Below are 22594 nucleotides of genomic sequence, written 5' to 3'. Positions count from 1 at the left end.
GCCGTTCTCGTCAGATTCCGAGATCCTTGGCGATGATCGTCTTCATGATCTCGGTGGTACCGCCGTAGATCGTCTGGATGCGGGCATCGACGAATGCCCGCGACACGGCGTATTCACGCATGTAACCGTAGCCGCCGTGCAATTGGAGGCATCGGTCGGCGACTCGTACCTGCAGTTCGGTGGTCCACCACTTGAGCCGTGCGGCGCGGGCGGCAGTGAGCCTGCCGCCGACGTGCTCGGCGATGCAGTCGTCGAGGAATGTGCGTGCGATATCGAGTTCGGTGGACAGTTCGGCGAGTACGAACTGGGTGTTCTGGAATCCGGACACCGAGGTGCCGAAGGCCTTGCGTTCCCGCACATAGGCGAGTGTCGCCTCGAAGACGCCTTCGGCTGCGGCGACGGCTCCCACCGCGAGCGACAAGCGTTCCTGGGGCAAGTTGTGGACGAGTTGGTAGAAACCCTGCCCCTCGTCGCCCAGGCGATTCGCGACGGGCACACGCATATCGGTGAACATCAACTCGCTGGTGTCCTGTGCGTGCAGACCGATCTTCTCCAGGTTGCGACCGCGCGAGAAGCCCGGGGTGTCGGCCTCGACCACCAGCAACGTCAGGCCCTTGTGCGGGTCGTCGGAGGTGCGGGTCGCGACAACGAACAGGTCACCGTTCTGTCCGTTGGAGATGAACGTCTTCGAGCCGTTGACGATGTAGTGGTCGCCGTCGCGGGCCGCCGACGTGCGGATGCCCGTCAGGTCGCTGCCCGTTCCGGGTTCGGTCATCGCAATGCCGAGGACTGTCTCGCCGCTGACGACGCCCGGCAGCCAGCGTGCCTTCTGCTCGTCGGTGGTCATGTCGGTGAGATAGGGCAGCACTACATCGTTCTGCAGCGAGAACGCGATACCGGCAGCGGCATGACCGGCCCGGTTGACCTCGTCGATCAAGATGGCGTTGTACCGGAAGTCGTCGACACCCGGCCCGCCGTACTCGTCGGGGACCGAGAAGCCCAGCAGGCCGAGCTTGCCTGCCTCGGTGAACAGGGAGCGATCGAGGCAGCTCGCGCGCTCCCAGTCCTCGTGGACGGGTGTGATCTTCTCGCGTACGAAGTCTCGTGCGACCTCGCGGAACTGGAGATGTTCGGATTCGTGGATCAGTGCGGTGTTCATCGGATCATCCCGGTAGCGGTAGGGGTGGCGAAGTGGCCGTCGGTGAATTCGTTCGCTGCCGCCGCGGTCGCCTTGTAGTGCAGCTTCTTTCCCGTTGCCGAAACCGGGAGGGAGTCGACGAACCGGTATGCTCGCGGTCGTTTGAACGAGGACAGCAGGTCGTGAGCGCGACAGTGCGCGTCGAGCGCGTCGACGGTCAGATCGGGGTCGGACGCGACGACATAGGCGACGACGATGCGCCCCCACCGTTGGTCCGGCACACCGACGACCAGGGAGTCCTGCACGCCCGGGTGCTGATTGAGTGCTTCTTCGACCTGGACGGGATGTACGTTCTCTCCGCCGGAGACGAGCATGTCGTCCTTGCGGCCGACGATCGTGACGAATTCGTCGGCATCCCAGGTCGCCAGGTCTCCGATGTGTAACCAGCCGTTCCGGAACTTGGCCTTCTCCTGGTCCGGAGAATCGAAGTAGGCATTGGAACACTTCGGTGACCGGACGATGACCTCGCCTACCTCGTCGCCGTCGCGTGCGACCACGTCATCAGGATCGGCGAGCCGGTCCGGATACACGTGCACGACGCGAACGTCGTCGTCGGTGCAGGCGCGGCCCGCGGTCCCGGCGTGCTCGGGGAGATCGGACGGACGGAGGAAGGTGTTCCAGAACCCCTCGGTGCTGCCGTACCCGTTGAAGATTCGCGGGTTGAGCACCTTCTGGTAGCGGAGCGCGGCGTCGCGCTCGAGGGGAGCGCCCATAGTGACGATGCCGCGGAGTGTCGACAGGTCGCGGGCACGTTGCTCCTGCGCGGTGGCGAGCATCGCGAGGTTCGTGGGTGCGCCGATGAGGAAGGTCAGGCCCAGCTCCTCGACGAGATCGAGTACCCGATCGGGATCGAAGGTGCGTAGCGGCACGACCTGCCCGCCGATGTAGAACGTCGGGTTCGGTCCACCGGAGTACAGGCCACCGCGGTGGAACCACGGGGTCATGTTCAGCGTCTTGTCTTCGGGGCCGAGGGGGAAGTGCATGATCACGTCGTGCGCGCTGAGGACCTCGATCATGCTGTTGAGAGGGACGCCCTTGGGCATGCCGGTGGTGCCCGACGTGTACAGGCGGGTGGTCTCGTCCCAGACGGTCCGGTGCAGCGGCGGCAAAGCGACCCGGTCGGCCGGGAGATCCCGATAGCGCATGGCGGTGGCACCCGGGACCGAGACGGTCTCGCCGTCGCCGACCGCGATCATCACACCGGGTGTATGCGACGAGTGTTCGAGTGCCCCCTGCACAGTCGCAGTGAGTTCGGTGTCGTAGACGAACACCTTCGGTGTGCTGGTGTCGAGCACGAGCGCGGTCTCTCCCGCGGCAAGACGGAAATTGACGGGTGAGCCGACAGCGCCGACGGCCTGCACCGCGAGGTACAGCTCGGCGAACTCGATTCCGTTGAACAGCTGGTATGCAACGACGTCGCCGCTCCGGACGCCTGCGTCGGCGAGGCCGGTCGCGATCCGGTCGACTCGTTCACCGAGCTGCCGGTAGGTCCACTGCCGCCCGGAGGTGGGGTCGGTGAGGGCGATCCGGTGCGCGTAACGCCCGGTGTTGCGCCGGAACCCGTTGAGATACGTGAAGTCGTTCTCGAAGTACTCCCGGTATGCCCGGGCGTTGTACGACGCGGTCATTGTTCTCGTCCTGTCCTGGTGGGTGAGTGCTCAGCCGGCCATGGTGAGGCCGCCGCTGACGCTGATCACTTGTCCGGTGATGAACGATGCCGAACCGGAAGCGAAGAACAGAACCGGAGCGGCAACCTCGTCGGGGCGAGCGAGCCTGCGAAACGGAATCGCTTTGATCAGTGCTGCTTTGAGCTTCTCGTCCTGGGCCTGGAACAGTGGCGTGTCGGTGGGACCGGGGCACACACAATTGACGCTGATGCCGTGCCTGGCCATCTCTCGCGCAAGCGATTTGGTGAGCGCAATGACACCGCCCTTGGCTCCGGCGTAGATGGATTCACCCGAGCTGCCGACGCGACCGGCATCGCTGGCGAGGTTGATCACCCGGCCGCCTTCCCCTGCCTCGATGATGCCGGGCAGGAAGGCGCTGCAGATGTTCACCGGACCGAGGTAATTGATCGCAACGACCTTCTGCGCAAATTCCGGTGTGGCATTGAGGAACTGATCGGTCCTGTCCCATCCGGCAGCGTTGACGAGGATGTTGGGGACGCCGACCCGCGCGCGAGTGTGTTCGCGGAGGGCGTCGACCTGGGCGCGGTCGGAGATATCCACGGGCAGCGCGGTGATCAGGTCCGGATGCTCCTTCGCGGTGGCCTCAGCGGCCGCGAGATCGAGATCGGCGGCGATCACCTTGTCGCCCTGCGCAGCGAAGGCCAACGCAATGGATTTACCGATACCGGAACCGGCTCCCGTGACGAGTGCGATGTTGCTCATGCGAAGTGTCCTCTCGACGTGAAAGTTGCGGTCAGGCCCTGACGTACTTGGCGAATTCGGCAGGCCGCTTCTCTGCGAACGCTTTCGCTCCCTCGAGGCCTTCGTCGGACTTGCCGAACAGGTCGAGTGCAGACATTGCGAGGTTGCTCAGGCCTGCCTGATGGTCGGTGTCGGCGTTGAACGACTGCTTGAGGAATCGGATCGCGGTGGGGCTCTTCTCTGCGATCTCGGCGACCACGGCCTTGGCCTCATCGAGCAATTTGTCCTGAGGGACAACCCAGTTCACGAGACCCCAGCGCTCGGCGGTGGGGGCGTCGTACTGCCGGCACAGGTACCAGATCTCGCGGGCGCGTTTCTCGCCGACGATGCGGGCGAGGAAGGCAGAGCCGAAGCCGGCGTCGAACGATCCGACGCGGGGCCCGGCCTGGCCGAACTTCGCGTTCTCCGAAGCGATGGTGAGGTCGCACAGGACGTGCAGGACGTGCCCGCCGCCGACGGCGATTCCGTTCACGGCAGCGATGACGGGCTTGGGAACGTCCCGGATCAGCTTGTGCAGGTTGCCGATCTCGAACATGCCGCTCTCGGTGGGGCCGTAGTCGCCCGTCTCGGCGCGCTGCTTGACGTCGCCGCCGGTGCAGAATGCCTTCTCTCCGGCTCCGGTGAGGATGATGCCCGAGACGCGGGTGTCCGCCCATGCGGAGCGGAAGGCCTTGATCAGTTCCTCGACGGTCTTGCCCCGAAATGCGTTGTAGCGCTGGGGGCGATTGATCGTGATGATCGCGGCGGCGCCGTCGATCTCGTAGGTGATGTCCTCGAAGTCGGTCATGGTGACTCCCTTGTCGAAGTGAGAGAATGAATACTCATTCACTGAGCCTGAAGGTACATTCACCATAATCGAGTGTCAAGGGTCACAGTCTTCGAGGTGTGCAGCCGAAAACGCCCCCGGGCTGCGTAGCGCCGGGGGCGGGGTCTCGGTATCGGGAGTTGTTACTAGGGATTCAGTGCCATGAAGCGCGCGGGCACCTCGCCCCCGCCGTGGACGGCGAGATCGGCGCCGTTGACGTAGGACGCAAGCGGCCCGGCCAGGTACACGCAGGCTCCCGCGATGTCGGAGGGCACGGCCATCCGCTGCATGGGCAGGGTCTTCGTCACCGCTGCTCCGCCGTCCTCGCCGTATACGTGAGCTGCGGCTTCGGTGCGGATCAGACCGGTGGTGATGTGATTGACCCGCACGGCCGGTGCCCACTCGAGCGCGAGCGCCTTGGTAAGGGCGAGGAGGCCGGCCTTCGCTGCGGTGTACGCGGCGGTGCCGGGCTGCGGATCGTGTGCAGACACGCTCCCGATGTTGATGATCGACCCGCCGGTGGGCTGGGTGCTCATGACCCGGTTCGCAGCCTGTGCCACATAGAAAGGTGCAGAAAGGTTGAGCGAGACGATCCGGTCGAAGAAGCGTGTCGAGACCGTCGCGGCGTCCGCGTCGGGGGAACCGCCCGCGTTGTTGACCAGCACGTCGAGGCGGCCGAACCGCGTTGCCGCCGCATCGACGACCGCTGCGGCCTGGTCGGCGTCACGGATGTCGGCAGCGAAGAACGAGGCCGTTCGACCGTCGGCTGCCGGGAGGACGTCGGGTTCGGACCGTCCGCATACGAGGACGTCGGCGCCGGCCGCGAGGAAGGTCTCGGCGATGGTGAAACCGATGCCCTTCGTGCCGCCGGTGACGACGACTGCCTGTCCTGTGAAGTCGGCCGGGTTCGGGATGCTCATGGAATCGGAGAGTAACGGCGCGGCCGATGGCTCGGACGCGCCGTTCCGCTCAGTGGATCCGTCTCGCGTTCCGCTCGGTGGATCCGGCTTGCGATCAGAGCAGATGAACCTTCTTGTAGAGGATCTTCGACGGCCCGCCGACCAGCCCGACGTTGTCGAGGAACGTCATGAGCTTGGCACCGGACTTGCGCACCTTGTCGTGATGGTGCTTGTTGTTCTCGGCCTCCGCGAGCGCGCGATCGCGGTCGAGTCCGGCGTTGGAGTACACCCTCGGGTGAACCATGCTCTTCATGACGAAGTACACGACCGCTGCTGTCTGGAAGCGCTCGAATGCCAGACGCGCACGGCTCGCACCGGTGAGTCGCCGAGTAACTTCTTCGCGAGCGAATCGGATGTGCCGGGCCTCCTCGAGCACGTGAATCTTGCTCACTGCGCGGGTTACGGGCTGTACGCGCTCGTCCCGCATGAAGTCGCGCTGCATCATGTCGAGGATTTCCTCGGCTGCCATCACCGAAGCGTAGGCATTGGCGCCGCGGAAGTAATGGCCCCACAGCCGTCCGAGTTGATGGATGTACCGCGGAGGTCCGTAACTGGGCATCCCGAGGCGCTCGCCCGCTCGCGCGAACATCACAGAGTGCCTGCATTCGTCGGCGACTTCGGTGAGCGCGAACTGCACGTGCTTCGAATGCTTGTCGCGGTCGTAGACATCGCGCAGCAGCATCTGCATGAGCAGGACCTCGAACCACAGGCCCACTCCCGACACGCTCGCGGCCTCATGCTTCGTCAGTGAGATGCGCTGCTCGTCGCTGAGCTCGTCCCAGAGGGCGGTGCCGTAGAGCGTGCTCCATTCCGGCGTCATGCCGAACTTGTCGTCGGGGATCGGTGCGTCCCAGTCGACCTCGATCACCGGGTCGTACGACTTGCGGGCGGACGATGCGAGCAGGCGTCGCGCGGTGTCCTCGCGGTCGGAGATCGGGAGTCCTGGAACGAAACCCTTGCTGTTCTCGCGGGTGAGCGATGCGGTCATGTCTCCACCTTTAAGTGTGACGATGGGTAACTGTTAATCGAAGGCTACAGTGATCGCGCCCACGACACAATGCCCACCGCCGAATCGGCGATGGGCATTGTGGGCTCAGGAGAAGAGCGAGCTCAGGTGCGCGGAGGTGCCCAGAAGACCGCGCCGACTGCGCCTACCAGCAGAATTGCCGCCAGCGCGAACGAGGCGTGCTGCATGCCTTCGAGGAAGGCGTCCTTGGCGAGTGTGGCGAGTTGTTCGCCCTGGGTACCGGCCTTCTCCGCGACCTGAAGGGCAGCGGCAAGCGAATCTTCCACCGCCCCGCGCGCCGGTTCCGGGATCGTCTCCGCAGTCGGGGCGATCCGGTTGCCGTAGGCGGCGGCAAGAACACTGCCCGCTGCAGCGACGCCGATCGCCGCTCCGATCTCGCGCGTCGCGTCGTTCACGGCCGATGCGACACCCTGCTGGTCCTCCGGGGTGTTCGTGACGATCGCGTGCGTTGCGGGTGCCGTGCAGAGTCCGAACCCGATGCCGGTGATCAGCATCGTCAACGCGGCATCGAGATACGACGACTCTGCGTCGAGGATGCCGATGAGGATCAGCGACACCCCGATCAGGCCCAGTCCGAGACTGATCAGCACGCGCAGGCTGATCCAGCGCAGTAGGGCGGGCACCGTGAAGGACAGGACCATCACGACCGCGAAGATGGGTGTCAGGGCGACCGAAGCCATCAGAGGTGAATAACCGAGGATGAGCTGGAAATACTGCACGATCAGGAAGAACATGCCGAACCCCGCGAGGAACTGAAGGTTCAGGCAGGCCGCGCCGACACCGAATGCGCGGTTCGTGAACAAGCGCATGTCGAGCAGTGGTTCGGCGGCACGCAATTCGGTGAACACGAAGCCGGCGGCGGCCACGAGGCCTATCGTCACGGCGCTCAGGGTGAGAGGGTCGAGCCAGCCTCGGTGAGGACCTTCCATAACCCCGAGGACGAACAATCCGATGGCTGCGATCGCCAGAATGCTGCCACCGAAATCGAAGCGCCCAGGATTCTCTGCCCGCGACGATGGAATCGTCAGTGCGATCGCGACCAGTGCGACGGACGCGATCGCGAATCCGCCGAAGATCAGCTTCCAGGATGCGTATTCGAGGATGACCCCGGAGACGATCATGCCGACGACTGCACCCGAAGCGGCCACCCCGGCCCAGATGCCGATCGCTCGTGCACGGTGCTCCGGCGGGAAGCCCGTCGTGATCAGCGACAGCGTGGCAGGCATGACGAGGGCTGCCCCGACGCCGGCGACGCCGCGGGACACGATCACCCACGTAGGCCCATCGGTGAGCAGCGGCAGCGCAGATCCGAGCCCGAAGACGACCAGGCCGACGACGAGGATTCCGCGCCGGCCGAACCGGTCGCCGAGTGCGCCGGCCGGAAGTAGTAGCGCGGCGAGCGCGAGTGTGTAGCCGTCGACGATCCAGGTCAGTTCGCTCTGTGTCGCCCCGGTGTCGACGGCGATATCGGGCAACGCCGTGTTGAGCGCCGCCATCGCCGCGATCACCGCGGACACCGAAGCGCACGCCACGACGAGCAGCCACAGTTGGGACCGGGTCATGCGCGCGGTGGGGATCTCGGACTTCGGAGGTGCTGAGGCTTCGGGCACGGTTGCCTTCCGAACGTGACGGTGGTTTGCCTGAACTGCAATGATTCGGGTGAACGACTAACGAGACTGCCGGTATCGTAGCGGAACCGATAGTTCCATAACTAGGTCCTGACCGAGACGAGAGAAACTGTGGGTGTGAACGCGCGCGAAGATGTCCGTACATCCAGAGAACCCGATCCCCGCAAAGTGCGGTCCCGGGCACGGCTGCTCGACGCGGCCACCGAGCTGCTCGCCACGGGCGGCGCCGACGCCGTCACGATCGATGCGGTGACCACTCGCGCCGGGGTGGGCCGGGCAACGCTGTACCGGCATTTCGCAAACGGCACAGAACTCGTTGCCGCGGCCTTCGCGCGGTTGATCCCGCCTGCGCCGCCCGTGCCGGAGAGCGTCGGCCTGCGCGAACAACTCGTCGAACTACTCATCGGTCAGGCGCGGATCGTCGAGGACGTGCCGATTCCTCTTGCCGCGATGTGCTGGCTCGGAATGGGTCCGGAGCTCGTCCACGCCAGCCGGCCGGCCGACCCGGAGGCGCAGGAACGCCCCGAACTACAGTCGCTGCGCGAGCAGCTCGTCGAGCGCTACCGTTCGTCGTTCGACCGCGTACTCGGCGCGGAATCCACACGCGAGGAACTCGGCGAGTTCGACTACGACCTCGCACTCATCCAGCTGGTCGGGCCGGTTGTGTTCAACCGCCTCGTCACCCTGCCGCCCATCGATCGCCCGGCATGCGAACAGATCGTCGACGATTTCCTCGCGGCTCGTCGTGCAGCAAAACGACAGTAACGCGGGAGCACTGGTCAGAGCGTCCAGCGCCGTCGGTCCGGTGCTCGCAGGACGAACGGCCGCGACCGGCGGAAGTCTTTGACCCTGAGCCTGCGCAGCGGCTGGATCCGGAACTCGTCCGGATCCAGTTCGGCGGCGAGCTTCTCGTCCACCAGGATCGAACCGGGCCGCGCTGCGCCGGTGAGACGGGCGGCATTGTTGACCACGGAGCCGAACAGGTCGCCGAAGCGTGCCAGCACCGGCCCCCACGCCAGGCCTACCCGGAGCTCCGGGGTGTCCTTGCTCGCGCCGAAGGTCTCCTGCAGCTCGAGCGCGATACGTGCGCCGTCGGCCGGATCCTCGGCCGCGAACATCACCTCGTCGCCCACGGTCTTGATGATCCACCCGTGGTGACCGGCAATGGCCGCGGTGACCTCGGATTCGAAGTACTCGAGCAATTCGTTGAGTTCGCCGGCGTCGATTCGACGGGTGAGCTGGGTGTAGCCGACCATGTCGGCGAACCCGACCACGACCTCGCGCAGGGGCGCGTCCCCCTCGGGGCGCCAGACGGAACGTTCCGTAGTGCTGACGATGTGACGCCGCCAGATGTGGCTCTGCAGGGTCTCGGCCCGCATCGACAGCTGCTGTACGAGCGCATCGATGAGATCGGGCATCTCCTGCGCCGACACATCGGAATGCTCTTCGACGAGGTTGTCGAAGAGGTGAGTGTTGAACAGGGTCAGTTCCCACTCGGCGAGTCGTGAGATCGATTGGCCGAGCGATCGGGCCGCAGAGAGCTCGAGGTTCTCGTCGATCACGCCGCTACCGACAATCGCTGCGATATCGCGGAGCGCACCGACGTCGCCGTCGGTGAACATCTCTGCGTCCGGCTCGGGGTCGACGGTGAATCCCAATGCCTGCCAGAGCCGCCGAACCCGCGCGGGAGACATGCCTGCCATCGTGGCGACCTCGTCGACCGTGTAGCGACGTTCGCCCCCGAGCAGGCTGCGTTCGAGTTCCCGCTGAATGGCGGCGAGCATGTCGGGGCCGGGCTGCGGTCGTTGCTCCGGCGAGTTCACATACGTCATCCTTCCTTGTCGTGGTGGGGAGCACACGCCGGGCTCCCCGGTGGCATACAGCCAGGGTGTGTCCGGACGGACAGAGTGTCGTACAGGTGTGCGACAGTGGGCGCCGTCGATCGCACCGTAGAGCTGAGAAAGGACGTGGCATGCCGCCCCGTAGACGTGCGGACCATCTGACCGAGGAGCAACTCACGGAATTGAGCTCCGCCCTCGCGGAGGGGCGCCGCGCCACGGTATATCTCGTCGAGGGGATTTCCAGCCTGGGGATCGAACCGGGTACGTCGGCGCGTGTCATCTCGATCGACGGGACCACGGTCACTGTCCGCCCCAAGGGGGTCAACGACGAGCTTCCCTTCGAAACCGACGAGCTGCGTTTCACCCGGGACGTAGCGACGAAGACGCCGTCGAAACCGGCCGCTGTGAAGCCGCCCGCTGCGACGAGAGCTCCGGCCCCGAAGCCTTCGACGACGCAAACTCCCGCAGCAACCACTTCGGTTGCGAAAACAGAACCCGCCCGGCCCGCTCCCCGGCCGGCAGTCAAGGAGAAGACCACAGTGAGCTCCCCTTCCGCGAATCCGCCGTCCGCGGCGGCCGCAGAGCCTGCGAAGCCCAAGGCCCCCGCCAAGCGCAGCGCCAAGAAGCCCGCCGCCCTCAGCATCACCGTCACGATCGACCCCGAGAACGACTGGACGGTCGCGGTCGCGCAAGGCACGCGGAAGATCGGGAAGCCCGCCGTGGTCGCACCCGACGCCGTCGAACGCGCCGTCAAGGAGCTCGGCGACGAGACTGCGATCGAGGCCGTGCACTCGGTGATCGACGAGGCACGCCGAACCGTGGAGGAACGCGTCGCGCAGTTGAGCCGCGAACTCGAAGAGGCGCGGAAAGCGCTCGAAAGTCTCGGTTCCAACCCCGCATAGTGCGTAATCCTCTAGTACTGTGACGGCGCTCTAGTACGCTGACCGCGGAAGCGGTCGGGACAGACCGCGTTGGAGGGGCATGATGTTCAGAAAACTTGCTGTGGTATTCGCAACCGCGATTGCCCTGGTCGGCAGCGGTGCGGCGGTTGCCACGGCAGCCCCTTCCGTGGTCCTCGGCGGCGGATCGGGCATCACGCTCGGCAACGGCGACGAGAGCATGTACGACTGCACTCTCACCACGATCGGACACGATGCGGCCGGTCGGCTCGTCGGACTCACAGCCGCGCACTGCGGCGACCCCGGCATGACGGTCAAGTCCGAGCACAACATGGGCGCCGGAACACTGGGTCACATCGTCTCGACCAACGAGACCCTCGATTACGCGGTCATCGAGTTCTACGGCGACAGGGTCACCCCGGTCAACCGCATCGGCAACGTGACCATCACCGGACTCGGGACCCCCGCCGGGTTCCCGAACATCGCCTGCAAGGAAGGCCGCACCACCGGCAACACGTGCGGCATTGTGTGGGGCGACGTCTTCGGTGCGCAGGAAACATGGACCCAGGTCTGTGTCATCGAGGGCGATTCGGGTGCGCCGCTCGTCGTCGGAACCACCCTGGTCGCGATGGTCAACGCCTACTTGCTGGCACCGTGCGTCGGTCCCGAGGTCGGCACGAACATCGATGTGATCATGGCCGACATCAATGCGCGCGGCGGCGCAGGAGCAGGGTTCCGGCCGATCTGACCGGAGGTCATCCGCACACAGCGCCCTGTGATGCGGACCCGACGAGTTTCGTGTACTTCGCCAGCACCCCCTTGGTGTAGCGCGGCGGCAGTGGCTTCCAGCCCTGCCGCCGTTCCGCTATTTCAGCGTCGTCGACGAGGACATCGAGCAGGCCGTTCGCCACATCCAGCTTGATCCGGTCGCCGTCGCGCACGAACGCGATGGGGCCGCCGTCGACGGCCTCCGGCGCGACATGCCCGACGCACAGGCCCGTGGTGCCGCCCGAGAACCGGCCGTCGGTGAGCAGCAGGACGTCCTTGCCGAGACCTGCGCCCTTGATGGCACCGGTGATCGCGAGCATCTCGCGCATCCCCGGACCGCCCTTGGGGCCCTCGTACCGGATGACCACGACGTCGCCCGACGTGATCGTGCCGTCCTCTAGGGCGTCCATCGCTGCGCGTTCGCGTTCGAAGACCCTCGCGGTGCCTTCGAAAACGGACTCGTCGAAACCCGCAGACTTCACCACTGCGCCTCCCGGCGCGAGGGATCCGCGCAGGATCGTGATGCCACCGGTGGGATGGATGGGATCGCTCAGCGCACGCAGCACCTTCCCATCGGGATCGGGCGGGTCGATCCCCGCAAGATTCTCCGCGACGGTCGCGCCGGTGACGGTGAGGCAGTCGCCGTGCAGAAGACCGGCGTCGAGCAGAGCTTTCATGATGACCGGAACGCCACCGATGTGGTCGACGTCCTTCATGACGTGCCGACCGAAGGGTTTGACGTCGGCGAGGTGGGGGACGCGCGCGCCGACCCGCACGAAATCGTCGAGCGTGAGATCGACGTCGGCTTCGTGGGCGATCGCCAGCAGATGCAGCACCGCATTGGTGGATCCGCCGAACGCCATCACCACCGCGATCGCGTTCTCGAAGGCTTCCTTGGTGAGGATGTCGGATGCGGTGATACCGCGGCGCAGCATCTCGACGACGGCTTGTCCGCTGCGTCGTGCGAATCCGTCGCGACGGCGGTCGGTGGCCGGTGGCGACGCGCTACCGGGCAGCGACATACCGAGCGCTTCCGCGGCGCTGGCCATGGTGTTGGCCGTGTACATACCGCCGCACGCGCCCTCGCCGGGGCAGATCGCGCGCTCGATCGCACCGAGATCCTCTTCGGACATCAGTCCGCGCGCGCACGCTCCGACGGCTTCGAACGCGTCGATGATCGTCACGTCGCGTTCTGTGCCGTCGGACAGTTTCGCGATGCCGGGGAGGATCGATCCCGCATACAGGAACACCGAGGCGAGGTCGAGCCGCGCGGCAGCCATGAGCATTCCGGGCAGCGACTTGTCGCACCCGGCGAGCAGCACCGATCCGTCGAGTCGCTCGGCCTGCATGACCGTCTCCACGCTGTCGGCGATGACCTCGCGGGAGACGAGGGAGAAATGCATGCCCTCGTGACCCATCGAGATGCCATCGGAGACAGAGATGGTTCCGAACTCGAGCGGATACCCGCCGGCCGCGTGCACCCCGTCCTTCACAGACTGTGCGAGACGGTCCAGCGACAGGTTGCAGGGTGTGATCTCGTTCCACGACGACGCGACCCCGATCTGGGGTTTGGCCCAGTCGTCGTCGCCCATCCCGACGGCACGCAGCATTCCGCGTGACGCGGTCTTCTCCATGCCGTCGGTGACGTCGCGGCTGCGGGGTTTGATGTCGATGTCGGCAGGCCGGTCGTTCATGACGCTCCTCCGGTCCTGGGATCGCGGCCGGTGAGGGCGATCAGCCGGTCCTGCACGGGGGCGTCGTCGGGAATCTGCACGGGTGGCTCGAACAATCCGCTCGATGCGAGCATGTCGCGCTGAGATTGCAGGTCGGTCCACACGGCGTCCACCAATCCGGGGTGCAGGCGGTCGCCGTCGCCGACGGCACGCGCCAGATCCCAGGTGTGTACTGCGATGTCACCGACCTGTTGTTTGAGATAGTCGAGACACGACACGGTGCCGTACGAGAGGTGCACGGGCTTGTCGAGCGGGGTGGCAGCCCACGCTGCGGTGGCCTCTTCAGCGTAGCGGTGCCATTCCGCGGCGAGGTCGTCGCGGATCGGTTCGAGCGTGGCTTCCGCATCTGCGACGGTGTGCCCTTCCAGGATGGGCGCGACCCAACGCTGTTCGTCGACCATGTGTCGCACGAGGTCGGCGACATTCCACTCCGTGTCGGGCGTGGGCGCCGTCCAGTCTGTGATGTGGGCGAGGCGCGTGTCGAATTCTCGTCGGGCAGTGAGCTGAAGGTCGAGCCAGTCGATCGCCATGGGGACCAGCGTAGGCGCGGCACAGTTGCGATCATGGTGATTCGGAATCCTGCGGTGCGCGGCAATGTGCGGAAGGATCGATCGGCGTGCCGTGCGCGAAGGCACGAGTGCCGCCGACCTGAGGAGAATCCGCCGATGACCGTTCCCGCCGTCGAACTCGCCCCCGGGCTCACCGTCAGTGCGCAGGGCTACGGAGCGATGTCCGTCGCTCCCGTGTACGGGAAGGTCGATCCTGACGACGCACTCGCGACGCTTCATCACGCGGTCGACATCGGAGTCACCTTCATCGACACCGCCAATATCTACGGCAACGGGCTGAGTGAGCAGGTAGTCGGGAAGTTGCTGGGTACGCGTCGCACCGAGGTGCAATTGGCCACGAAGTTCGGACTCGTCGGAAACCCGGCGACCGGAAATCGGGGGATCAACGGGCACCCCGATCATGTGCACGAGGCCATCGATGAATCGCTGCAGCGGCTCGGTGTGGACGTGGTGGATCTGTACTACCTGCACCGCGTCGACCCCGAGGTCCCGATCGAGGAAACGGTGGGCGCGATGGCCGAGCTCGTGAAAGCCGGGAAAGTGCGCCACCTCGGCCTGTCCGAAGCGACCGGTGACGAGCTGCGACGTGCGCACGCTGTGCATCCGATCGCCGCGATCCAGTCGGAGTGGAGCATCGTCTCGCGCGATGTGGAACGCAATGTGGTGCCGACTGCTGCTGAGCTCGGTATCGGTTTTGTTCCGTTCTCCCCGGTCAGTCGCGGTTTGCTGACCGACGCGTTCGCGCCGGGGCAGCTCGGAGACGGCGATCTTCGTCATCGGTTCCCGCGTTTCGACGCAGAGGCGCTTCCGAAGAATCTCGAGTTGCGTGCGAAGGTACGCGCCGTCGCCGATGAAGCAGGCGCCACCGTCGCGCAGGTTGCTCTGGCGTGGCTCGACGCGAAGGCTCGTGTTTTCGGTCTGCCGTCGGTCCCGATTCCCGGTACCCGTCTTGCTGCGCGCGTCACAGAGAACGCGGGCGCTGTGGACGTGGTGCTGTCGGACGAGCAGGTCGGACGCCTCGACGCACTTGCCGGTGAGGTGGTCGGTGAGCGGGCTTCCGACCCGACGTGGGTGTCGCTCGGGCGCGAGTAGTTACCTGATCTAACGAGCTGCGGCGTATCGTGTGTATCTCATGAGGTCATGGCTGGTCTGGGGTGTCGGTGTCCTCGCCTACATGGTTGCCGTCCTGCATCGCACTACCTTCGGGGTATCGGGCCTGGCTGCGACCGAGCGTTTCGACATCTCCCCGTCCGTGTTGTCCGGGTTCGTGGTGTTGCAGCTCATTGTCTACGCGGGCATGCAGATTCCCGCCGGAGTTCTGCTGGACCGATTCGGGTCGCGCAAGATCATCGCGTTGGGTGCCGCCGTCATGGCGGTGGCCCAGTTGGTCCTCGCAGTCACCGACTCGCTGCCGATCGCCTACGCGGGCCGCGTGTTCGTCGGCGTGGGTGATGCGCTGACGTTCATCTCCGTGCTCAGGCTGGTTCCGGTGTGGTTCGCGCCGCGCCGCGTTCCTGTGGTGTCGCAGCTGACCGGCATCCTCGGCCAGCTCGGACAGGTGCTGTCGGCCGTTCCGTTCGTGCTGATCCTGTCCGATCAGGGATGGACGGCAGCGTACGGCAGTGCCGCGGCACTGGGGCTGCTCGCGTGCGTCCTGGTGGTTGCGGTCGTCCGTGATGCACCGTCAGGGGAGCGACTGGAGGTCCCGCCCACGGGCCTGCGCAACGTGCTCGCCCAGATCGGTGGAGTGTGGCGCCGGCCCGGCACGCGGCTGGGGTTCTTCACTCATATGGGGACCCAGTTCTCGGTGACCACGTTCGCGTTGATGTGGGGCGTCCCATACCTCGAATCCGCGCAAGGGCTCTCGCCCGCGGCCGCCGGTTCGATGCTCACGGTGTCGGTGGCCACCGCGATCGCGGCAGGCCCGATCCTCGGCATCCTCACGGGGCGTTACCCGAATCATCGCTCGTGGCTCGTGCTGTCGATCATCGCCGCGTGCGCAACTGCCTGGACCGTCGTGCTTGCGTTGCCCGGGCCTGCGCCGATCTGGCTGCTGGTGCTGCTCATCGTCGTCATCTCGGTCGGTGGCCCCGGTTCGATGGTCGGCTTCGACTATGCGCGCACCTTCAACCCGTCGACCGCGCTCGGTACAGCTCAGGGCATCGTCAACATCGGTGGTTTCCTGGCGACGCTGCTCGTCGTCCAGACGATGGGTGTACTGCTCGAAGCGTTCGGCGGATACGGCTTCGATTCGTTCCGGGTCGCGTGGCTCGCGCAATACCCGATCTGGGTGCTCGCCCTCGTAGGTGTGCTGATCACCCGCAAGAAGGCGAGACGTGAAACAGGTGTGTATCCGCGCACGTTGCGGCAGATATTGCGAGCGAGAACCGAGCCCCGACGTGAGGAACTGGCAGACTCGGTAACGGAACACATCGAGGAGGAACCGAGTGACAACGACGGTGGACGGTCCTGAACAGGGCGTGCCCCTACCCGACGAGCCGGAGGATGCTTCCGCTCGGCCGCCGGTATCGCTGCAGGACCTGAAGAGCGAGCTCACTCGGTTTCTCATGGTGTACAAGTTCGGCATCGACGAGATGATGACCAAGATCAATATCTTGCGCGACGAGTTCACCTACGCCCGCGACTACAACCCGATCGAGCACGTCAAGTCGCGACTCAAATCGCCCGAGTCGATCATTGCGAAGGCACGCCGCAAGGGTGCTCCTCAGACTCTCGAAGGCGTGCGTGAGCACGTCCGGGACATCGCCGGCATTCGCATCACGTGCAGCTTCACCTCCGACGTCTACCGCATCATGGACATGATCACGCGACAGGGGGACGTCGGTGTGGTCGAGATCGAGGACTACATCGCCCGGCCCAAGCCGAACGGCTATCGCAGTGTCCACGTGATCGTCGAGATCCCCGTGTTCATGTCCGACCGCATGGAGTCGGTCTACGTCGAACTCCAGATCCGAACGGTCGCGATGGACTTCTGGGCAAGTCTCGAGCACAAGATCTACTACAAGCACGACCGCGCGGTGCCGGATGCACTGCGTGAGGAACTCCGTGTTGCTGCTGAAACCGCCCGTGACCTCGACGTGAAGATGGAGGCGCTGCACGACCGGGTACATGGGGAGACCGGCAGCTGATCAGTCCTCTGCCGATGAGTCGCCGTCGGGATCTTGCTGCTCGTCTCCACCGGTGACCGTCTCGAGCACCAGACCATCAGAACCGGTGTCGACTCGCACCGTGTCTCCCGCGCCGAGCGTTCCCGCAAGCAGCAGGTTCGACAGTCTGTTGTCGAGTTGCTTCTGGACGGTCCGCCGCAACGGGCGAGCACCGAACTCCGGTGCGAACCCCCTGTCCACCAGCCAGTCGACCGCGCTCTCGGTGATGTCCAGATCGACGTCCTGGGCTCGCAATCGCCGCCGGGTCCCGTTGAGGATCAGGTCGACTATCTCGCGCAGCTGTGCCTTGTCGAGTCGGTGGAACACCACCGTCTCATCGATACGGTTGAGGAACTCGGGCCGGAAATGGGAGTGCAGTCGCTCCATCAGCTTCGGGGTCAGGGTCTCGATGTCGCCGCTGGTGTCGGCCAGGATGAGGTCGGACCCGATGTTGCTGGTGAGAATGACGATGGTGTTCTTGAAATCTACTATGCGGCCTTGTGCGTCGGTGACATGGCCGTCGTCGAGGAGCTGGAGAAGTACATTGAACACATCGGTGTGCGCCTTCTCGATCTCGTCGAACAGGACCACCGAGTACGGCTGACGGCGAACCTTGTCCGTGAGTTGCCCTGCCTCCTCGTACCCGACATAGCCAGGGGGAGCACCGACCAGACGGGAGACGGTGTGCTTCTCCTGGAATTCGCTCATATCGAAGCGAATCATCCGGTCTTCGTCACCGAACACGGCAGCGGCGAGCGCCTTTGCGAGCTCTGTCTTACCGACCCCGGTGGGGCCGAGAAACAGGAACGACCCGATCGGCCTGTTCGGGTCGGACAGGCCCGCGCGCGCCCTCCGCACAGCTTCGGCCACCGCTGAGACTGCTTGGTCCTGCCCGACCACGCGAGCATGGAGCATATCCTCGAGGTCGAGGAGTCGTTGGCGTTCTTCTGCCGTCAGTTCGGCGACCGGGATGCCGGTCTGCCTGGAGATCACCTCGGCAATGTCGACGACCTCGACCTGCGGCGTCGATGCTGAGCCGCTCGAACCGATGCGCTCTTCGAGGGCTGCTATCTCGTCTTTCAACTCACCGGCCTTGGCGTAGTCCTCGGCCGCGACCGCGGTGTCCTTCTCGCGTTCGAGGCGTGCCAGTTCGTCTTCCTGCGAACGAGCATCCGCGTCCGGAGTCTTGGTACGCAGCCGTACACGTGCGCCCGCCTGGTCGACCAGGTCGATCGCCTTGTCGGGCATGAACCTGTCCGTGATGTACCGATCGGACAGCTCGGCTGCCGCCACCAGCGCTTCGTCCGTGTAGTGAACTTGATGGTGTTCCTCGTAGACATCGATCAGTCCGCGCAGAATCTCGATGGTGTCGTCGACCGAAGGCTCGGACACCATCACCGGCTGGAATCGCCGTTCGAGCGCCGCGTCCTTCTCGATGTAGCGGCGGTACTCGTCGATTGTGGTCGCGCCCACCGCATGCAACTCTCCGCGTGCGAGGGCCGGCTTGAGCAGATTGCCGGCATCCATCGAACCTTCGCCGCCACTGCCCGCTCCGACGATCGTGTGCAACTCGTCGATGAAGAGAACCAGTTCGTCGGAGTGTTCGCGGACCTCGTCGAGGATCTTCGTCAACCGCTCCTCGAACTCGCCGCGATATTTGCTACCGGCGACCAGCGAACCGACGTCGAGAGCGACGACGCGTCGATCGGCCAGCGTCGACGGTACGTCTCCGTTGACGATTCGCTGCGCCAAGCCCTCGACGATCGCGGTTTTGCCCACGCCGGGATCACCGATCAGGACGGGATTGTTCTTACGACGACGGGAGAGGATCTCGATGGTCTGCGCGATCTCGTCGGCTCGCCCGACCACGGGGTCGACGTTGCCCGCGCGCGCCTCGGCGGTCAGGTCTCTGCCGTACTCGTCGAGTGTGGGCGTCGTGCTCTCTGATGTGTCGCGCCGACCTCCGGAATCGAGTTTGGCGCCGGCCAGCGCATGAGCAGCCGGGTTCTCGCTGTTCGCGGCAATCCCGTAGAGGATGTGCTCGGGACCGATGTAGCTGATACCCGACTGCCCTGCCTGCTGCTGGGCAACCCGTAGTGCACGCTTGGTCGCAGGACTGAGCGTCACCTGCTCGCCCTCGTTGCCTTCGCCACCGGCAAGGGAGCGCATCTGCTCGGCGACCGCATCAGGATCCAGACCCAGGCCGTTGATCACACCGCGGGTCGGGTCGTTGAGCGTGGCGGCATACAAGAGATGTTCTGGGGTCAGCTCCGCGCTACCCCACTCCGTGGCTGCCTTCCTGGCCTCGGCGACGAGCTGCTTCGCGTCGTCATTGAGTAGCCGACTCAGGTCCACGCGCTGTACCTGCGGTTGACGGAGTCCGCCGGAGCTGAAGAATCGGTCGAAGATGTCGTCGAACGGGTCGCGGGAAAGCCAGCTGTCGGTCATTGTCACTCCACGGTCTCGACCTGAATCTCGGTTTCCACAGGAAGTGCCGCGTGCACTTTCTTTGCAGCACAGCTCTATGGCAGAGGCAGACTCCGCTACGCCGACAACAGGTGCGTGCCGACCAATGAGTTCGATCGTAGTAGCCGACATACGATTTGTGTGCGGGTCGGCGGATTCGGAACAAATGCGAAGGAGAATCCGGATCGGACTCGAACGCCACGACTGACCCCGACGCAATCTCCCGAAGCGTCCGGAGGCAGCAATAGATGGGCTATGTTGTTCCAGGTGCGGCTGATCATGCACCGTTGCAACAGCTTCGGCGGAAGTTGTCAACCTGTCTGAGGCAGAGCAGGCGTGTTGATTCCCGTCGGTTTCGGTAACGCCGCTCGGTTTCGGTAACGCCGCGACCGGCCGATGCCGGAACCGACGCGGATGCTTCTCATGAATTCGGTGGAGCCGTTCCTGCCTGCGTCGGTGTTCCTGGTCACCGCCGAGCACGAGCGATATCGTCGAACCTGGCGGGACACGTCAGCGCGTACGTGATGGTCTCGAACAGTGACTCCGAGAGCGGATTGTCGTCACTGACCCGCCGCAGCGAGGCATCGAGCAACAGCCCGAACGCGGTGAACGCGTCGGTGAACATCTCCACCGCCTCGACCTTCTCCTCGTTGTATTCGATGCGCCAGACCACCGGGAACCGGGCGATCCCCACCAGCGTGCAGCCCCGGGTGACGGGCATCCCCGCTTTGGTCAGGTTGGTGACGATGTCTGTCAGGACAACGCCGTGCGCTCGAGCCACAGCGCGTACTCGCGTGCACTCATAAACGCCTGCGGGATCTCCTGTAAGTGCCCCGCATCGCGGGCTTTGATCCAGGCGCGGACCATGGTGCTGGTGAGGTTGTTCTCGCGGAGTTGTCGGGATTTCGCGCTGCGTTCGATGCAGGCGTCCCAGCGGCGGAGGAACTCGATTTTGTAGGCCATGGAGAACGCGCGGTGGCCTTGTTGGGTGCGTCTTATGGGGACGGTGATGAGGTCGGACATTGTTGCTCCGATCCCCGCGTTGGCTGTCAGGGTGTCTGACGATCATCCTGACAACCAACGTCCTTCAGGTTGTTCCTGTCCGTGAGAGGTGTTGCCGCCCGGAAAGGAGTGCGACTCGGTCGTTCACCACGGCGTCGTGACTCCTCTTGCGGCACGGAATCGTTCGCGCAGTGGAGGCGGTCGGAGAAGTTCGACGGCATCGGACTGCGCCACAAGATGGCGATCCTCGGTGCGGGCGTGCAAGCGGCGCATCAGGTCGATGAGTGTATTGGGTTCGGCGGCAAGAACGTACGCCGTGATCGCCACATCGTCCGCGGTGTCGAACGGTACGGTACCCGCAGTGACGACCGGACCTGGAACACGGAGGCGGATGAGCGGATTGTGAACATCGGGGCCGCGGGTGCCAACCGTGTATACATCGGCGGCGACTTCGTCGATGTCGTCCCACCGCACGAACGTGTCGTGCCTGTGCACTCGGAGCCGACGAAGTGCGACGTGGCGGTGGACACCGTCCCGGTGCAGTCGCAGCACCGTGCGCCCGCGAAATACGACGGGTAACGCTCCTACCAGGAGGGCGGCGACGACGGTGAGAATGAGAAACGGGATGGCCTCGCGTAGTGAGTGTCGCGCGATCAGCACCTTGTCCGCGTGGGTGGCAACGACGTAGATGAACAGCGCCGAGCCCGAAGTCATGGCCGCGCACGTCATTGCAACCGCGACGAAGAGCGATATTGCTGTGGAGATCTCTATTCCGGGGCCGTGTTCGTCCGAGAAACATCGCGTGATTCGGCGGCTGCGCCCGATCGAGCGCAAGCCCGAACGCTCGAACCACCAGTACGTCCCTGGGGCGATCATGACGATGATGGTGAACCCCAGCCACATGATGCCGACGTCGTCGTCCGCAAGCATGCTGTCGATTCTGCTGATGAGCCAGGCCAGCAGGACCATGAACGCGATTCCCACAGCGAATGATCCGGGCCGGAACGGCTGTGGCCATGTGGGCACTGGTGCAGACTCTGTGTGCGTCCGGTCGTCGTGTCTCACCGAGGCTCGCTGTCTCGGGTGGCGGACTCGACCGCCAGTCCGCTGTGAATGGTGGCCGCGTCGGCAGCAAGTGCGCTGTGCGGATGTCTGGGTGTCGTCACGGTCAATTGCGTCAGGTAGCGGTCGTACTCGTGGTCGACTACGAGATAGCGGGTTGCTGCTTCGTACCCCATGCCGTCCACGCAATACCCACCGTGGATGAACACCGAACGATGACCGGCGAAATCATTGTGGCTCGAACGTAACTCGACCCATTCGGGGAGCGTTTGCGCTTCGGATGTTGCTGTCTCGATGAGTTCATCGGTGGGACGCCACCGAGACAAGCGGCCGTGGAGGAGTACCGCGTTAGGTGTCCACTCGTGCTCTGCGTATGCGGGTGCGATGAGGACCGAATATGCGTGGGGGAACATCTCGTCGGGCACGGTGACCCACCCGTCGGGGATTGGGATTGTGATAAACGGGTCTCCAGGCTCGTGGGACGAACAGGGAATGAGTTCGACGTCGTGGCGTTCCAGATAGGCGCGCAAGGTGGCAGGAATCGGGTTCTGAGAGTTCATGCCTTCGCCTTCTGATCGCGCGCAGCTCGGAAGCGTTGGCGCAGGGTAGGAGGTCGCAGTAGTTCTGCGGCGTCGGCTTCACAGACGAGTGCTCGGTCGTCCGGGTTCTCGTGGAGGCGTTTCAACAGCGCAAAGAGGGTGTTCGGTTCGGTCACGAGTACGTGAGCCATGAGTGCGATCTTGTGCTCTCCGTCGTGTGGCGTCCGTTCCTCTCTCGCAATCACGGGTGAGATGTGGATGTCGATACCGGGATTCTGGAACGAGTCGATGACTTTCCCATCGACATGCGTGATGTCCTGCCATCCCACGAATATCCTGGATACCTTGTCGGACAGCAGGATACGTCGATGGGAATAACGCTCGATACCGTCGCTGTAGATACTCACGACGGTTTTGATTCTGATCGAAGCCAGGAACAGCGCGAGTGTGCTTGCGAGCGCGGCGAGAGTGGCCATGTAGATCGCACCCGCTCGAGAGTCCC

General features: G+C 64.7%; 22 protein-coding genes. 6 read left to right on the top strand and 16 right to left on the bottom strand.

Translation table 11 applies throughout. The features are described 5' to 3' along the window. Positions 1-10: 10 nt before the first annotated feature. The 7 genes from ACSYG9_RS07235 to ACSYG9_RS07205 form a co-directional block, all read right to left on the bottom strand. Positions 11-1159, bottom strand: coding sequence for an acyl-CoA dehydrogenase family protein (locus tag ACSYG9_RS07235; protein ID WP_440126514.1), 1149 nt, complete (start codon positions 1157-1159; stop codon positions 11-13). Beyond that, on the bottom strand, positions 1156-2826 hold the full coding sequence (locus tag ACSYG9_RS07230) for an AMP-binding protein (RefSeq protein WP_440126513.1): 1671 nt from the start codon (positions 2824-2826) through the stop codon (positions 1156-1158). Before ACSYG9_RS07230 ends, ACSYG9_RS07235 begins: the two co-directional genes overlap by 4 nt. Positions 2827-2856: 30 nt before the next feature. Further along, entirely contained in the window at positions 2857-3588 is a 732-nt protein-coding gene (locus ACSYG9_RS07225) for an SDR family oxidoreductase (protein ID WP_440126512.1), read from the bottom strand. 31 nt (positions 3589-3619) lie between these two features. Continuing rightward, a complete protein-coding gene (locus ACSYG9_RS07220) occupies positions 3620-4414 on the bottom strand; it encodes an enoyl-CoA hydratase-related protein (RefSeq protein ID WP_169690843.1) in 795 nt (264 codons plus the stop codon). Between the two features lie 164 nt (positions 4415-4578). Next, entirely contained in the window at positions 4579-5352 is a 774-nt protein-coding gene (locus ACSYG9_RS07215) for an SDR family oxidoreductase (protein WP_440126511.1), read from the bottom strand. Positions 5353-5446: 94 nt separating this feature from the next. Further along, positions 5447-6379 carry a diiron oxygenase gene (locus ACSYG9_RS07210; protein ID WP_440126510.1) on the bottom strand — a complete coding sequence of 311 codons (933 nt, stop codon included), beginning with the start codon at positions 6377-6379 and terminating at the stop codon, positions 5447-5449. Positions 6380-6501: 122 nt separating this feature from the next. After that, positions 6502-7980, bottom strand: coding sequence for an MFS transporter (locus tag ACSYG9_RS07205; RefSeq protein ID WP_454842910.1), 1479 nt, complete (start codon positions 7978-7980; stop codon positions 6502-6504). 183 nt (positions 7981-8163) lie between these two features. Between ACSYG9_RS07205 and ACSYG9_RS07200 the strand changes: the two genes are divergently transcribed. After that, positions 8164-8811, top strand: a complete 648-nt coding sequence (locus ACSYG9_RS07200) for a TetR family transcriptional regulator (protein WP_440126509.1) — start codon at positions 8164-8166, stop codon at positions 8809-8811. Between the two features lie 14 nt (positions 8812-8825). Here ACSYG9_RS07200 and ACSYG9_RS07195 read toward each other — a convergent pair whose 3' ends face one another. Next, positions 8826-9878 carry an adenylate/guanylate cyclase domain-containing protein gene (locus ACSYG9_RS07195; protein WP_440126508.1) on the bottom strand — a complete coding sequence of 351 codons (1053 nt, stop codon included), beginning with the start codon at positions 9876-9878 and terminating at the stop codon, positions 8826-8828. A 140-nt stretch (positions 9879-10018) separates the two neighbouring features. On the opposite strand from ACSYG9_RS07195, the gene ACSYG9_RS07190 reads away from it, so the two are divergent. Next, positions 10019-10789: a DUF6319 family protein gene (locus tag ACSYG9_RS07190; RefSeq protein WP_440126507.1), complete on the top strand. Its 771-nt coding sequence runs from the start codon at positions 10019-10021 to the stop codon at positions 10787-10789. A gap of 79 nt (positions 10790-10868) precedes the next feature. Continuing rightward, positions 10869-11534, top strand: a complete 666-nt coding sequence (locus tag ACSYG9_RS07185; RefSeq protein WP_440126506.1) for a serine protease — start codon at positions 10869-10871, stop codon at positions 11532-11534. 7 nt (positions 11535-11541) lie between these two features. Here ACSYG9_RS07185 and ilvD read toward each other — a convergent pair whose 3' ends face one another. Continuing rightward, the gene (gene ilvD, locus ACSYG9_RS07180; RefSeq protein ID WP_440126505.1) at positions 11542-13248 is read right to left on the bottom strand and encodes a dihydroxy-acid dehydratase; all 1707 of its coding nucleotides are present in this window, start codon (positions 13246-13248) and stop codon (positions 11542-11544) included. Continuing rightward, positions 13245-13817 carry a TIGR03086 family metal-binding protein gene (locus ACSYG9_RS07175; RefSeq protein ID WP_440126504.1) on the bottom strand — a complete coding sequence of 191 codons (573 nt, stop codon included), beginning with the start codon at positions 13815-13817 and terminating at the stop codon, positions 13245-13247. The genes ilvD and ACSYG9_RS07175 overlap by 4 nt, the downstream gene beginning before the upstream one ends. 135 nt (positions 13818-13952) lie before the next feature. On the opposite strand from ACSYG9_RS07175, the gene ACSYG9_RS07170 reads away from it, so the two are divergent. From ACSYG9_RS07170 to ACSYG9_RS07160, 3 genes are read left to right on the top strand one after another with little or no spacing between them, the layout of a single operon-like run. After that, positions 13953-14948 (top strand): aldo/keto reductase, encoded by a 996-nt coding sequence (locus ACSYG9_RS07170; protein ID WP_440126503.1) that lies wholly within the window; start codon positions 13953-13955, stop codon positions 14946-14948. Between the two features lie 40 nt (positions 14949-14988). Beyond that, entirely contained in the window at positions 14989-16329 is a 1341-nt protein-coding gene (locus tag ACSYG9_RS07165; RefSeq protein ID WP_440126502.1) for an MFS transporter, read from the top strand. Continuing rightward, complete coding sequence (locus ACSYG9_RS07160; protein ID WP_440126501.1) at positions 16304-17005, top strand: GTP pyrophosphokinase; 702 nt, start codon at positions 16304-16306, stop codon at positions 17003-17005. Before ACSYG9_RS07165 ends, ACSYG9_RS07160 begins: the two co-directional genes overlap by 26 nt. Here the strand turns inward: ACSYG9_RS07160 and ACSYG9_RS07155 are convergent, their stop codons facing one another. The 6 genes from ACSYG9_RS07155 to ACSYG9_RS07130 form a co-directional block, all read right to left on the bottom strand. Continuing rightward, the gene (locus ACSYG9_RS07155; protein WP_440126500.1) at positions 17006-19471 is read right to left on the bottom strand and encodes an AAA family ATPase; all 2466 of its coding nucleotides are present in this window, start codon (positions 19469-19471) and stop codon (positions 17006-17008) included. A 484-nt stretch (positions 19472-19955) separates the two neighbouring features. Beyond that, positions 19956-20270, bottom strand: a complete 315-nt coding sequence (locus ACSYG9_RS07150; protein WP_440126499.1) for a hypothetical protein — start codon at positions 20268-20270, stop codon at positions 19956-19958. Next, positions 20243-20512, bottom strand: a complete 270-nt coding sequence (locus ACSYG9_RS07145) for a hypothetical protein (protein ID WP_440126498.1) — start codon at positions 20510-20512, stop codon at positions 20243-20245. The genes ACSYG9_RS07150 and ACSYG9_RS07145 overlap by 28 nt, the downstream gene beginning before the upstream one ends. A 123-nt stretch (positions 20513-20635) precedes the next feature. Beyond that, positions 20636-21517: a hypothetical protein gene (locus tag ACSYG9_RS07140; protein ID WP_454841835.1), complete on the bottom strand. Its 882-nt coding sequence runs from the start codon at positions 21515-21517 to the stop codon at positions 20636-20638. Positions 21518-21552: 35 nt separating this feature from the next. Further along, positions 21553-22113, bottom strand: coding sequence for an LpqN/LpqT family lipoprotein (locus ACSYG9_RS07135; protein ID WP_454841834.1), 561 nt, complete (start codon positions 22111-22113; stop codon positions 21553-21555). Then, on the bottom strand, positions 22110-22568 hold the full coding sequence (locus ACSYG9_RS07130; RefSeq protein ID WP_454841832.1) for a hypothetical protein: 459 nt from the start codon (positions 22566-22568) through the stop codon (positions 22110-22112). Before ACSYG9_RS07130 ends, ACSYG9_RS07135 begins: the two co-directional genes overlap by 4 nt. Positions 22569-22594 lie beyond the last annotated feature (26 nt).

This window comes from Rhodococcus sp. SJ-2 (genome assembly GCF_053750035.1).
The sequence above is the reverse complement of the archived record's forward strand: the minus strand, read 5'-3'. Positions and strand labels throughout refer to the sequence as shown.